13 protein-coding genes are annotated in these 14301 nt (G+C 54.0%); 8 read left to right on the forward strand and 5 right to left on the reverse strand.

The genetic code is table 11. The features are described from left to right. The first annotated feature begins 49 nt into the window (after positions 1-49). A complete protein-coding gene (locus HV345_RS10955) occupies positions 50-1435 on the forward strand; it encodes a diaminobutyrate--2-oxoglutarate transaminase (protein WP_181636625.1) in 1386 nt (461 codons plus the stop codon). Positions 1436-1450: 15 nt separating this feature from the next. Next, positions 1451-2914, forward strand: a complete 1464-nt coding sequence (locus tag HV345_RS10960) for an aspartate aminotransferase family protein (protein WP_047498053.1) — start codon at positions 1451-1453, stop codon at positions 2912-2914. 97 nt (positions 2915-3011) lie between these two features. Here HV345_RS10960 and dauA read toward each other — a convergent pair whose 3' ends face one another. From dauA to lolB, 4 genes are all read right to left on the reverse strand, one after another. After that, on the reverse strand, positions 3012-4667 hold the full coding sequence (gene dauA / locus HV345_RS10965) for a C4-dicarboxylic acid transporter DauA (protein ID WP_016153297.1): 1656 nt from the start codon (positions 4665-4667) through the stop codon (positions 3012-3014). Positions 4668-4818: 151 nt separating this feature from the next. Continuing rightward, positions 4819-5766, reverse strand: coding sequence for a ribose-phosphate diphosphokinase (prs, locus tag HV345_RS10970; RefSeq protein ID WP_001518537.1), 948 nt, complete (start codon positions 5764-5766; stop codon positions 4819-4821). A gap of 217 nt (positions 5767-5983) precedes the next feature. After that, positions 5984-6835, reverse strand: coding sequence for a 4-(cytidine 5'-diphospho)-2-C-methyl-D-erythritol kinase (gene ispE, locus HV345_RS10975; RefSeq protein WP_047498056.1), 852 nt, complete (start codon positions 6833-6835; stop codon positions 5984-5986). Further along, complete coding sequence (gene lolB / locus HV345_RS10980) at positions 6832-7455, reverse strand: lipoprotein insertase outer membrane protein LolB (RefSeq protein ID WP_047358971.1); 624 nt, start codon at positions 7453-7455, stop codon at positions 6832-6834. Before lolB ends, ispE begins: the two co-directional genes overlap by 4 nt. Positions 7456-7666: 211 nt before the next feature. Between lolB and hemA the strand changes: the two genes are divergently transcribed. The 6 genes from hemA to kdsA are packed head-to-tail and all read left to right on the forward strand — an operon-like array spanning position 7667 to position 12971. Further along, positions 7667-8923, forward strand: a complete 1257-nt coding sequence (gene hemA / locus HV345_RS10985) for a glutamyl-tRNA reductase (RefSeq protein WP_016153294.1) — start codon at positions 7667-7669, stop codon at positions 8921-8923. A 41-nt stretch (positions 8924-8964) separates the two neighbouring features. Beyond that, complete coding sequence (gene prfA, locus HV345_RS10990) at positions 8965-10047, forward strand: peptide chain release factor 1 (RefSeq protein ID WP_181636626.1); 1083 nt, start codon at positions 8965-8967, stop codon at positions 10045-10047. Further along, positions 10047-10880, forward strand: coding sequence for a peptide chain release factor N(5)-glutamine methyltransferase (gene prmC, locus HV345_RS10995; RefSeq protein ID WP_075848720.1), 834 nt, complete (start codon positions 10047-10049; stop codon positions 10878-10880). The genes prfA and prmC overlap by 1 nt, the downstream gene beginning before the upstream one ends. Further along, the gene (sirB2, locus tag HV345_RS11000; RefSeq protein ID WP_181636627.1) at positions 10877-11269 is read left to right on the forward strand and encodes an invasion regulator SirB2; all 393 of its coding nucleotides are present in this window, start codon (positions 10877-10879) and stop codon (positions 11267-11269) included. The genes prmC and sirB2 overlap by 4 nt, the downstream gene beginning before the upstream one ends. A gap of 2 nt (positions 11270-11271) precedes the next feature. Continuing rightward, positions 11272-12081, forward strand: a complete 810-nt coding sequence (gene sirB1 / locus HV345_RS11005) for an invasion regulator SirB1 (RefSeq protein ID WP_003020775.1) — start codon at positions 11272-11274, stop codon at positions 12079-12081. 35 nt (positions 12082-12116) lie between these two features. Beyond that, positions 12117-12971, forward strand: coding sequence for a 3-deoxy-8-phosphooctulonate synthase (kdsA, locus tag HV345_RS11010; protein WP_016156739.1), 855 nt, complete (start codon positions 12117-12119; stop codon positions 12969-12971). Between the two features lie 152 nt (positions 12972-13123). Here the strand turns inward: kdsA and chaA are convergent, their stop codons facing one another. After that, positions 13124-14224 carry a sodium-potassium/proton antiporter ChaA gene (gene chaA, locus HV345_RS11015; protein ID WP_016153289.1) on the reverse strand — a complete coding sequence of 367 codons (1101 nt, stop codon included), beginning with the start codon at positions 14222-14224 and terminating at the stop codon, positions 13124-13126. Positions 14225-14301 lie beyond the last annotated feature (77 nt).

Raw genomic sequence — 14301 nt, forward strand, 5'->3', positions numbered from 1 at the left:
AACCATTTATTCAATCAGGCGTTAATCTACACCTGGTTGTAGGAGTGATATGATGACGGATAAAGTCCGTATTGATACTTTAAGTGCTAATTCATTACCACAGAGCAATGATACCTTTTTAGCAAGACAGGCTGAGTTTGAATCTAATGTCCGCAGCTATCCACGTAAACTGCCATTAGCGATTGCTAAAGCGCAGGGCGTCTGGATTACTGACGTAGAAAATAATCAATATCTTGATTGCCTGGCAGGTGCCGGAACCCTGGCGCTTGGTCATAATCATCCTGAAGTGCTGCAGAGCATTCAAAGTGTCATCACAAGCGGCTTACCGTTACATACGCTTGACCTTACCACACCGTTAAAAGATGAATTCTCATCGTATTTACTTTCTTTATTACCGGGCCAGGGCAAAGAGTATTGCCTGCAGTTCACCGGGCCGTCCGGTGCCGATGCCGTTGAAGCGGCGCTGAAGCTGGCGAAGAAAGTTACCGGCCGTTCCAGCATCATCAGCTTTTCCGGTGGCTACCACGGGATGACCCACGGCGCGCTGTCCGTGACCGGCAACCTGTCGCCGAAAGAAGCCGTCAGCAACATGATGGCGGAAGTGCAGTTTATGCCGTATCCGCATCAGTACCGTTGCCCGCTGGGTATCGGCGGCGACGCTGGCGTCAAAGCATTGACCTACTACTTCGAAAACCTGATCAACGACGTTGAGAGCGGCGTGCGTAAACCGGCTGCCGTGATCCTCGAAGCGGTGCAGGGCGAAGGCGGGGTAAACCCGGCTCCGATCGAGTGGCTGCAGCGTATTCGTAAAGTGACCCAGGAACACGGCATTCTGCTGATTATCGATGAAGTTCAGGCTGGCTTCGTGCGCACGGGTAAACTGTTCGCCTTCGAACACGCCGGTATTGAGCCGGATATCATCGTGATGTCCAAAGCGGTTGGCGGCGGTCTGCCACTGGCGGTACTGGGCATTAAAAAGCAGTTCGATGCGTGGGCTCCGGGCCATCACACTGGCACCTTCCGCGGCAACCAACTGGCGATGGCGACCGGTCTGACAACGCTGAAAATCCTCAAAGACGACAAGATTGCCGATAAAGTTGCTGCGCAGGGCGAGTGGCTGAAAGGCAAACTGACTGACCTGCAGAAACGTTATCCGGTTATCGGCCAGGTACGTGGTCTGGGCCTGATGATTGGTCTGGAAATCGTTAAGCCGAACGAAGCGCAGGATCACATGGGCTGCTACCCGGCCGATGGAGAGCTTTCCGCGCTGCTGCAGAAAAAATGTTTCGAAAACGGCCTGATTCTGGAGCGTGGCGGCCGTAACGGTTGCGTACTGCGTCTGCTGCCGTCTCTGTTGATCACCAACGCAGAGCTGGAGATTTTCCTCGATAAATTCGAAAATGCCCTGCTGGGCGCTGGCGTGAAGCCGGTTTAAACGGAGTTGGATCGAATGTCAGACGTAAATCCGATTCTGTCCGGCTCGGCACAAAGCATCGCTGCCTACCAGGACGCTATCGAGCAGAGTACGCAAGCGGTCGTTGAATGGTTGAAGCAACCTGAGATGTATCAGGGCAAAACCGTTGAGCAACTGCGCGAACGTATCAACCTGAATTTTACGTCTCAGGGCCTGGGCAACCAGGCCGCGATTGAGCGTGCGGTTGAATACTTTCTGAAAGACAGCTTGTTGGTTCACCATGCGCAGTGCGTGGCGCACCTGCACTGCCCGAGCCTGGTGATTAGCCAGGCGGCAGAAGTGCTGATCAACGCCACCAACCAGAGTATGGACTCCTGGGATCAGAGCCCGTCGGCGACCATCATTGAGATCAAACTGATCGAATGGTTGCGTGAGCAGGTGGGCTATGCGGCAGGCGACGCGGGCGTGTTCACCAGCGGTGGCACCCAGAGCAACCTGATGGGCCTGATGCTGGCGCGCGACGCCTTCTTTGCCCGCCAGGGGCATTCCATTCAGCAGAATGGTCTGACCGGCGACCTGAGCAAAATCAAAGTATTTTGCTCTGAAAGCGCGCACTTCTCTGTGCAGAAGAACATGGCGCTGATGGGGCTGGGTTACCGTTCCGTCACCCAGGTGAAGACCGATGCGTTCTCACGCATGGATCTGGCTGACCTGAAAGACAAGCTGGCCCAGGCGAAAGCCAACGGCGAACAGGTGATGGCGATTGTCGCCACTGCGGGTACTACCGATGCGGGCGCAATCGATCCGTTAGCGGACATTGCGGCGCTGGCGGCAGAACACCAGATCTGGATGCATGTGGATGCAGCATGGGGCGGGGCGTTACTGCTTTCTGAGCAGTATCGTCACTTCCTGAACGGCCTTGAACTGGCGGATTCCGTGACGCTGGACTTCCACAAACAGTTCTTCCAGACCATCAGCTGCGGCGCGTTCCTGCTGAAAGACGCGCGCCACTACGAGCTGATGCGTTACCAGGCGGCGTATCTGAACTCTGATTTCGATGAAGAGGCGGGCGTACCGAATCTGGTGTCGAAATCGCTGCAGACCACGCGCCGTTTTGACGCGCTGAAGCTGTGGATGGGGCTCGAAGCGCTGGGCAAAAAGCAGTATGCCGAAATCATTGATAACGGCGTAACGCTGGCGCGTGATGTGGCTGCGTTTGTGAAAACTCAGCCACACCTGGAACTGGTGATGGAGCCGCAGCTGGCAAGCGTGCTGTTCCGTTTCCGTCCGCACAGTGACGACATGGCGTTCGTTGGGCTGTTGAACCAGCGTATTGGCGACGTTCTGCTGGCTTCTGGTAGCGCCAACGTTGGCGTGACCGAAGCAGATGGCGTAACCTGCCTGAAGCTGACGCTGCTGAACCCAACGGTGTGTCTGGAGGATGTCAAAGTCCTGCTGGCAAGCGTGAAAGCGACAGCTGAGCAACTGCTGAACGCGTAAGCAATAAGCTGATTATAAAAAAGGCTCCCACACACGGGAGCCATTTTTTTGCCTGTCATTTGTAGTCCGGTGGCGCTTCGCTTGGCCGGGCTACACGTCAGCTGATATCTGCCAGCGCGGCGTCTTTATTCGGGAAGAACGTCAGGCGTCCGGCAATCGGCTGAATGCCCGCGCGCGCCATGGTACGTAACGGCTGGAATTCCAGATTACTGATCCGCAGTTCACACCCTTCCGGGAGGCGTTTTACAAAACGCTGGAAAGCGTCCAGACCACCGGCATCCAGTACCGGGACCGCGTCCCACTTCAAGACCACAATACGTTTACCTGCAATGCGCGATTCGAGATCGGTAAATAATCCCTCCGCAGCGGCAAAGAAAAGTGGGCCAATAACGCGCAGCACCAGCACATCGTCAGGTACGTCTACGTTGACCGGCGCCAGACGCGTCATGCGCGCGATACGACGCATAAACAGCAGGGAGGCGAGAACGATACCGACGCTGATGGCGATCACCATGTCGAATAGCACCGTCAGCGACATACACATAAGCATGACAATGATGTCGTCTTTTGGCGCATGACGCAGCAGATCCACCACTTTATGCGCTTCACTCATGTTCCATGCCACCATCAGCAGCAGGGCGGCCATGGCGGAAAGCGGTAACCAGGAAAGCAGCGGCGCAAGCACCAGCAGGGCAAGGATCACCAGAATCGCGTGGATGACCGCTGAAATTGGTGAGGTCGCCCCGGCGCGGACGTTTGCCGCAGAACGGGCAATTGCCGCCGTGGCGGTGATACCACCGAAGAACGGTGCCACGATGTTACCCAGGCCCTGGCCAATCAGCTCACTGTTGGCTTTATGCTTGGTGCCAGTCATCCCATCAAGTACGACGGCGCACAGTAGAGATTCAATCGCCCCGAGCATCGCCATGGAGAAGGCGGCCGGTAACAGCGCCTGTAACGAACTCCAGCTCAGGGTAAAGTTTGACTCCGGCATGTCCCACGGTAATACCAGTTGCGGCAGCAACTGCGGGATGCCATTACCCTGCGAGCCATCAGCCAGAATGTAGTGGAACTGAGAACCGATGGTGGCGACATGGCCGCCGGTCAGGTTCACAATCCCCATTACCGCACAGCCTGCCAGCAGCGCAGGAAGGTGGCCCGGCAGTCGGATCCCCAGACGCGGCCAGAAAATCAGGATCCCCAGCGTCACCACGCCAATTGCGGCATCGCCAACGTTGAGGGTTGGCAGGGCCATAAACAGCGCGCCGACTTTTTGCAGGTAGTGCTCCGGGACATGGGCCATTTGCAGACCGAGAAAATCTTTAATCTGCATGGTACCGATGGTGATACCAATACCCGATGTAAAACCTAACGTAACGGATACCGGGATATATTCGATCAGGCGACCAAAACGGGCGAGGCCGAAAAGGATCAGGAATATCCCGGACATTAGCGTTGCGACCAGCAGGCCTGCCAGCCCAAACTGTTGCGACACCGGATACAGAATCACCACGAAGGCGGCAGTTGGTCCAGATACGCTAAAACGTGAACCCCCGGTAAGGGCGATAACAATCCCAGCCACGGCTGAGGTATACAAGCCGTACTGCGGCGCCACGCCACTGCCTATTGCCAGGGCCATCGCCAGCGGAATGGCAATGATCCCAACGGTTATCCCGGCGATCAGGTCGCGGGTAAAGCGAGAAGCGGTATATTTTTCTTTCCAACAAGCGTCGATGAGGGCGCGGAAAGGCATCACATGTGAGGAAAATAATCTGTTCACAATAATGTTTCATCCATGAGCGCATCATCTGTCAACTAAATGGCAGGTGAAGGAGGCATAAGTCATACAAATAGATGTTGCAGATAAAAAAACCCGCCGCAGCGGGTTTTTGAGCCGGGCTCGATTAATGCTCGAACATAGCAGAGATGGATTCTTCGTTGCTGATACGACGAATCGCTTCGGCCAGCATACCCGACAGGGTCAATGTACGCACGTTTGGCAGTGCTTTGATTTCGTCAGTCAGTGGAATAGTGTCACAGACAACGACTTCATCAATCACTGAATTGCGCAGGTTGTTTGCCGCATTACCTGAGAAGATCGGGTGGGTAGCGTAAGCAAATACGCGTTTTGCACCACGTTCTTTCAGTGCTTCTGCTGCTTTACACAGCGTACCGCCGGTATCGATCATATCATCAACCAGCACGCAGTCACGACCTGCAACGTCACCAATAATGTGCATCACCTGAGAAACGTTCGCGCGCGGGCGTCGTTTGTCGATGATAGCCATGTCGGTATCGTTCAGCAGTTTAGCGATAGCGCGGGCACGCACGACGCCACCGATGTCCGGAGAAACCACAATCGGGTTGTCCAGATTCAGCTGCAGCATGTCTTCTAACAGGATCGGGCTACCGAATACGTTATCAACCGGTACGTCAAAGAAGCCCTGGATCTGTTCAGCATGCAGGTCAACGGTGAGGACGCGGTCAACGCCAACGCTGGACAGGAAATCAGCGACGACTTTAGCAGTAATCGGTACACGAGCGGAACGTACGCGACGATCCTGACGTGCATAGCCGAAGTAAGGAATAACGGCGGTGATACGGCCTGCGGAAGCACGGCGCAGCGCATCAACCATAACGACCAATTCCATCAGGTTGTCGTTAGTAGGGGCACAAGTGGACTGGATGATGAAAATATCACCACCGCGTACATTTTCATTAATTTGTACGCTGACTTCGCCGTCGCTAAAGCGACCTACAGCGGCGTCGCCGAGTGAAGTGTACAGGCGGTTGGCAATACGTTGTGCTAGTTCCGGGGTGGCGTTACCAGCAAAAAGCTTCATATCAGGCACGAGAAGAACCTCAGGCATGCGTCCATTGGTGGAAAGAATCTGCCGAAAACTGTGCGGGCCAGGCAGTATCCTCTCCATGCGGTGTATTAAAGAGCGCGATGCAACGTCTGGAACAGGGTGACGTTGTCACCGCAACTCAGCTTGCCCGGCTTACTCGTCATCTTTCACGTTTCATGTGTGCTGGCATATTTCGCCATCTTCCTGAAACCCGAACGATTTAGAGTAACGCTCTGTGCAATGGGGAGAGGTTGACACCTTTCGCCACAAAGCCTTTGAGCCATTCCGGGGCTTGCTCAAGCACCTGGCGAGCACGAGACTCAGTGTCAAATTCAGCAAAGACACAAGCCCCTGTACCAGTCAGGCGCGACGGCGCGTATTCTAACAGCCAGGAAAGCGCCGCATCAACCTCGCGAAAACGTTTTCTTGCGATAACCTCGCAATCATTGCTGAATTCACATTTTAGTAACGTTTTTATTGACCTTTTTGGCGTGTTGCGCGGGAGGTCGGGATCTTTAAAAATCACCGGCGTCGGAATACTGACTCCCGGGTGTGCGACCAGATACCATTTTTCCTCTGGCTCGACCGGCGTCAGAATTTCACCTACGCCTTCAGCAAAGGCCGCATGGCCGCGCACGAATACGGGAACGTCCGCCCCCAGCGTTAAGCCGAGTCCTGCCAGTTCATCAACCGAAAGTCCGCACTGCCAAAGGTGATTCAGCGCCACCAGGACGGTAGCTGCATTAGACGAACCTCCGCCAAGACCGCCGCCCATCGGCAGGCGTTTTTCGATACTGATGTCGGCGCCGCTCCCTTTGGGAAGGCGATCGCTTTCAGACGCCGCCTTCATCAGCAAGCGCGCCGCACGGACAATGAGATTGTCTTCATGTGCAACGCCTTCCACCGGCGTTAACAGGCGGATTTCGCCGTCGCCACGCAGCGCAATACCTAACGTGTCGCCATAATCAAGAAACTGGAATAGCGTTTGCAAAGTGTGATAACCGTCCGCACGCTGCCCGGTGATGTATAAAAACAGATTCAGTTTTGCCGGAGAGGGCCAGTGGGTCATCATTTCACAATCCAGTTATCCATTTTCAGCTTAATACGCTGATCGCCGTCGGACAGTTCCATGTTTGCCGGCATCGCAGGCTTAATTTTGCTGTCGTAGGCGCTATAGACCACTTTCCAGTTTTTACCGTCTTTGCTGTAGTTCACTTCACTCAGACGATACTGGTCGTCGAGTTTGTAATCGCTGGCGTCTCCCGGCAGGCCAAGGATCCACTGGCGCAGGCTATTCAATGGAATAGGCATGCCGGTCAGTTTACCAATCATCTCTTCGGCGTCGTCAGCGGTGTAGTGCTTGCCTTTGTTATCGACAAGTTCGACGTTGCCCGGCTGGGCATTGAGTTCCAGTTCAGTGCTGCCCAGGGGATTGGTCAGCAGGAGACGGTAGCGATCTTGTCCGGTTTGTTGCCAGAAAAAGCGGGCATAGACTTTCTGTTGATCGGAAATATACGCAAACGCACCGCGCGTCTGATATTGGTTCAGGGCGCGTACTTCCTGCTGGTGCTGGCGCCACTGTGGAGAGTCAGGGCTTTTGCCGGGACCTTTCGGCGCGTTGAGCGTACAGGCGGTAAGAGCCAGGGCCGCCAACGGCAGCAGGCGAATCAGGCGAAAATCAGGCAGGGTCATAATGATGACAAATCCTTGAGATACGTTGCAGTTATAACTCTTAATGCTAGCGCCGCCATCATACATCGTCTACGTTCAAGTTATCTTAAATCGCTCAAATTTGTGCACTAACCTATTACTCCAAAAGGGGGCAGTCTCTTTTATTGACCGCACGCATCCTGTATGATGCACCCAGTCTAACCTTATCAACGCTGGTACTATTCCCGCACACATGACCCTTTTAGCGCTTGGTATTAACCATAAAACGGCACCTGTATCGCTGCGAGAACGCGTAACGTTTTCGCCGGATACGCTCGATCAGGCGCTGGACAGCCTGCTTGCGCAGCCAATGGTGCAGGGCGGGGTGGTGCTGTCGACGTGTAACCGTACGGAACTGTATCTCAGCGTTGAAGAGCAGGATAACCTGCAAGAAGCGCTGGTTCGCTGGCTGTGCGATTACCATAATCTTAATGAAGAAGACTTGCGCAATAGCCTGTACTGGCACCAGGACAACGACGCCGTCAGTCATTTGATGCGTGTTGCCAGCGGTCTGGATTCGCTGGTGCTTGGTGAACCGCAGATTCTGGGGCAGGTGAAAAAAGCTTTTGCGGATTCGCAAAAAGGTCACCTGAACGCCAGTGCGCTGGAACGCATGTTCCAGAAATCATTCTCTGTCGCTAAACGTGTACGAACAGAAACAGACATCGGTGCCAGCGCCGTGTCCGTGGCTTTTGCCGCCTGTACGCTGGCGCGGCAAATATTTGAATCGCTCTCCACGGTGACCGTGCTGTTAGTGGGCGCAGGCGAAACCATTGAGCTGGTGGCGCGACACCTGCGTGAGCATCAAGTGAAGAAGATGATCATCGCCAACCGTACCCGCGAGCGGGCGCAGGTGCTGGCGGATGAAGTCGGCGCCGAAGTGATTTCACTGAGTGATATCGATGCGCGTTTACAGGATGCCGATATTATTATCAGTTCTACCGCCAGCCCGCTGCCGATTATCGGCAAAGGAATGGTGGAGCGCGCGCTTAAAAATCGCCGTAATCAACCTATGCTGCTGGTGGATATCGCCGTACCGCGCGATGTCGAGCCAGAAGTGGGTAAGTTGTCCAACGCCTATCTGTACAGCGTTGACGACCTGCAAAGCATCATTTCGCATAACCTGGCCCAGCGCAAAGCGGCGGCCGTGGAAGCCGAAACCATTGTGGCGCAGGAAACCAGCGAATTTATGGCCTGGCTACGCGCTCAGGGCGCAAGTGAAACTATCCGCGAGTATCGCAGTCAGTCAGAACAGATCCGTGATGAACTGACTGCCAAAGCGTTGGCCGCTCTTCAACAGGGTGGTGATGCGCAAGCCATTATGCAGGATCTGGCCTGGAAACTGACCAACCGCTTGATCCATGCACCAACCAAATCACTTCAACAGGCCGCCCGTGACGGGGATAGTGAACGCCTGAATATTCTGCGCGACAGCCTCGGGCTGGAGTAGCAGCACACCAATCTTATTTTTTACAGGGTGCATTTACGCCTATGAAGCCTTCTATCGTTGCCAAACTGGAAGCCCTGCATGAACGCCATGAAGAAGTTCAGGCGCTGCTCGGGGATGCGGGTACTATCGCAGACCAGGAACGCTTTCGTGCACTGTCGCGCGAATATGCGCAATTAAGCGATGTATCTCGCTGTTTTACGGACTGGCAACAGGTTCAGGAAGATATCGAGACGGCTCAGATGATGCTCGACGATCCTGAAATGCGTGAAATGGCGCAGGATGAACTGCGTGAAGCAAAAGATAAATGCGAGCAGCTGGAGCAACATCTGCAGGTTCTGCTGTTGCCTAAAGATCCTGATGACGAACGTAACGCCTTCCTCGAAGTGCGTGCGGGAACCGGTGGTGATGAGGCCGCGCTGTTTGCCGGCGATCTGTTCCGCATGTACAGCCGTTACGCTGAATCGCGTCGCTGGCGGGTAGAGATCATGAGCGCCAGCGAAGGCGAACATGGCGGGTTTAAAGAAGTCATTGCCAAAATTAGCGGCGAAGGCGTGTACGGTCGACTGAAATTTGAGTCCGGTGGGCATCGTGTGCAGCGCGTACCTGCGACGGAGTCACAGGGCCGTATTCACACTTCTGCCTGTACGGTCGCGGTCATGCCGGAACTGCCGGATACCGAACTGCCGGACATCAACCCGGCCGATCTGCGTATTGATACCTTCCGCTCATCAGGCGCAGGGGGGCAGCACGTTAACACCACCGACTCCGCAATCCGTATTACCCACTTGCCGACCGGTATCGTAGTGGAATGCCAGGACGAACGTTCGCAGCATAAAAACAAAGCGAAAGCGATGTCGGTGCTGGGGGCGCGAATTCGTGCCGCCGAAGTGGCAAGACGTCAACAGGCCGAAGCCTCTGAGCGTCGCAATCTGTTGGGCAGTGGCGATCGCAGCGATCGCAACCGTACCTATAACTTCCCGCAGGGTCGCGTGACCGATCACCGCATTAACCTGACGCTCTACCGTCTGGATGAAGCGATGGAAGGCAAACTGGATATGCTCATTGAGCCAATTGTCCAGGAATACCAGGCCGACCAACTGGCGGCGTTGTCCGAGCAGGATTAATGGATTATCAGCACTGGCTGCGTGAAGCGATAAGCCAATTACAGGCAAGTGAAAGCCCGCGCCGTGACGCCGAGATTTTGCTCGAGTTTGTTACCGGTAAGGGACGCACCTTTATTTTGGCTTTCGGTGAAACGGTATTAACCGAGGCGCAGCGTCAACAGCTCGACACATTACTGGAGCGCCGTCAGCGGGGTGAGCCGGTGGCGCATTTAACCGGCGTGCGGGAGTTCTGGTCGCTGCCGCTGTTTGTGTCTCCGGCTACGCTTATCCCTCGTCCGGATACTGAGTGTCTGGTGGAACAGGCGCTGGCTCGCCTGCCGGCCTCAGCATGCCGCATTCTCGATTTGGGAACTGGCACGGGCGCCATTGCGCTGGCGCTGGCAACCGAACGTCCGGATTGCGCAGTAACGGCGGTTGACCGCATGCCGGATGCCGTTGCGCTGGCCACTCGCAACAAACAGCATCTGGGCATTGACAATGTTTGCGTGCTGCAAAGCAACTGGTTCAGCGCTTTGCAGGGACAGCAGTTTGACATGATTGTCAGCAATCCGCCGTATATCGACGAACAGGATCCCCACCTGGCGCAAGGCGATGTACGCTTTGAACCTCTGTCGGCACTGGTGGCGGGCGATCGGGGACTGGCGGATATCGTGCATATCATTGACCAGTCTCAGCGCGTGTTAACGCCTGGCGGCTATCTGTTGCTGGAACATGGCTGGCAGCAGGGGCAGGCCGTCCGGGACGTCTTTACTCGTGCGGGTTACCAGACGGTTGAAACCTGCCGTGATTATGGCGGCAACGAGCGAATTACGCTTGGACGCATCCCATCATGAGTACCTTCAGTGTGTTACTCAACATTCATCTCATCAGTATTGCGCTTTCCGTTGGCTTGCTGACGCTGCGTTTTTGGTGGCGTTACACCGACTCGCGTCTTGCCTGCGCACGCTGGACGCGCATTGTGCCACCGGTTGTGGATACCGTTTTATTACTCAGCGGCGTGGCGCTAATGGTTAAAGCGCACATCCTGCCATTCACTGAGTACGGGACATGGCTGACTGAAAAGCTGTTTGGGGTTATCATTTACATCGTTTTGGGTTTTATTGCGCTCGATTATCGTCGGGCGCGCAGTCAGCAGGCGCGATTAGTCGCATTTCCGCTGGCGCTGGTGGTGCTGTACATCATCATTAAACTCGCCACCACAAAAATACCGTTACTGGGGTAAGCATGAGGTCGTTAGCTGATTTCGAATTTAATAAAGCGCCATTGTGTGATGGGATGATCCTGGCGTCGGAGTCTATCCGTCTGGATTTTCCAACACAAACTGTCTATGACGAACTGGAACGTCTGGTCAGTCTGGCGCAAGAAGAAATTAGCCAGCTCCTGTCTCAGGATGAGCAACTGGAAAAACTGCTGGCACTTTTTTACGGCGAATGGGGATTTACGGATACCCACGGCGTCTATCGTCTTTCTGATGCACTCTGGCTTGACCAGGTACTGAAAAATCGGCAGGGCAGCGCCGTGTCTCTGGGGGCAATTTTATTGTGGATTGCCAACAGACTGGAGCTGCCGCTGGTACCGGTGATTTTCCCGACGCAACTGATCCTTCGTATTGAGTCGCTCGATGGTGAAATGTGGCTAATCAATCCATTCAATGGCGAAACGTTAAATGAGCACACGCTGGAAGTGTGGTTGAAGGGGAACATCAGCCCGGTCGCGGAGCTGTTTAACGAAGACCTGGATGAGGCGGATAACGCGGAAGTGATCCGCAAACTGCTCGACACGCTGAAATCATCACTGATGGAAGAGCGGCAAATGGAGCTGGCGCTGCGTGCCAGTGAAGCACTATTGCAGTTTAATCCTGAAGATCCGTATGAAATTCGCGATCGTGGTTTAATATACGCGCAACTCGAGTGCGAACATGTTGCGCTGACAGATTTAAGTTATTTCGTTGAACAGTGTCCGGAAGACCCGATCAGCGAAATGATTCGTGCGCAAATTAATACTATTTCGCACAAACAAATTGTATTGCATTGATTAATCACACTTTACCTACCGTTTAAGGCGATCCTATGAAACAAAAAGTGGTTAGCATTGGCGACATCAACGTGGCAAATGACCTGCCGTTCGTGCTGTTTGGCGGAATGAACGTGCTGGAATCCCGCGATCTGGCGATGCGCATTTGTGAGCACTACGTAACCGTTACTCAAAAGCTGGGTATCCCTTACGTGTTTAAAGCCTCCTTTGATAAAGCCAACCGTTCTTCCATCCACTCTTACCGTGGACCGGGCCTTGAAGAAGGGATGAAAATCTTCCAGGAACTGAAACAGACTTTTGGCGTAAAAGTGATCACCGACGTTCACGAAGCCAGCCAGGCACAGCCTGTTGCTGATGTGGTGGATGTGATTCAGCTTCCGGCATTCCTTGCTCGTCAGACCGATCTGGTGGAAGCAATGGCGAAAACCGGTGCCGTTATCAACGTGAAGAAACCGCAGTTCATCAGCCCGGCTCAGATGGGCAACATCGTGGATAAATTCCATGAAGGCGGCAACGATAAGGTTATTCTGTGTGACCGTGGTGCGAACTTTGGTTATGACAACCTGGTTGTGGACATGCTGGGCTTCAGCGTGATGAAGAAAGTCTCCGGCAACTCACCGGTGATTTTTGACGTTACCCATGCGCTGCAGTGCCGCGATCCGTTTGGCGCAGCAAGCGGCGGTCGTCGTGCGCAGGTTACCGAACTGGCGCGTGCCGGTATGGCGGTTGGTCTGGCAGGTCTGTTTATTGAAGCGCATCCGGATCCAGCCAATGCGAAATGCGATGGTCCATCCGCGCTGCCGCTGGCGAAGCTGGAACAGTTCCTGACGCAGATTAAAGCGATTGATGACCTGGTGAAAAGCTTCGACGAGCTGGATACCGAGAACTAAGAGAGTGTGACAGGCCGGAATTTCCCTCCGGCCTGCTATTTGAAAAGGGTATAAAGGTCGCCGTCAGGCACCAGACGCGCCATCGATTGTGTTATATCGGCAGAAAAGAAAACGGCCCTGAAGAGGACCGTGGGGTACGTCTAAAATAATACTCAGGCAAATATTGTCATCAGATAAGCGATAAACAGTGCCAGATGCGCTGCACCGTTAAGCACATTGGTGCGTCCGGTGGAGAAAGAGATCTGACACAGAACCAGTGATGAAACCATCACAATCATCTCTGGCGCACCCAGCGCAAACATCAAATCATTCCCGGTTGCCCATGCAATCAGCGTCACCACCGGTACGGTCAGCGAAATTGTGGCTAACACCGAACCGAAGAATAAATTCATTGCCCGCTGTACCTGATTGCTCAGAACCGCTTTCAGTGCGCCCAGTCCTTCAGGCGAGAGGATCAGTAACGCGACCAGGAAACCCGTAAATGCGACTGGCGCATTCAGTTCAGTCAGCAAGGTCTCAAGCGGGCTGGCGTTCATCTTGGTCACGGCAATAACAGCGATCAGATGAATGATAAGCCAGGCGGCGTGCCACAGATTGCTGTGCGCAGACGGCTTACCGTGATGCGGGTCATCGTCGTCACCCTCGTCTTCATGCTCGTAAATGAACAGACTTTGGTGCGTTTTAGTTTGAATCAGCAAAAATACGCCGTACATCGCCGCAGAAATTAACGCCACCAACAGCGCCTGCGCGGTAGTGAAATTTGCCCCCGGCAACGCCATCGGGAATACCAGTACAATAATGGCCAGTGGGAACAGGGCGATTAAATACTGCTTAATACCAAATAGGTTCATATACTGAGTGGCAAATTTACGGCCACCTAACAGTAATGAAAAACCGACCAGACCCCCGGTTACGATCATAATGATTGAATACAGCGTATCGCGCATGAGCGTAGGTGCGGCATCGCCGGTTGCCATTAATGCGGAGATTAAGCTGACTTCAAGAATAACAACGGACAAACTGAGGATCAGCGACCCGTAGGGTTCGCCAAGTCGATGGGCTAATACGTCCGCATGACGGACAACGCTGAATGCGCTGCTTAATATACCAATAAGGGCCAGCGCATTAATACCGATGACCACTGGTAGTGACTGACTGCTCCCCCAGAAGAACAGGACTACCAGCGCCAAAATCGGGAAGACGAGAGAGGTCTCCTTGTGGCGGGTTTTTACCGCCTCATGTGCTTGTGTCATTGCATTAATTCTCCATCTCTGCAGGTATTTATAATTATAAAAAGTATTAAAGAATGTAAAAAATAACAGAAAACGTG

The organism is Citrobacter sp. RHBSTW-00986 (assembly GCF_013783065.1).
Taxonomy (GTDB): domain Bacteria; phylum Pseudomonadota; class Gammaproteobacteria; order Enterobacterales; family Enterobacteriaceae; genus Citrobacter; species Citrobacter braakii.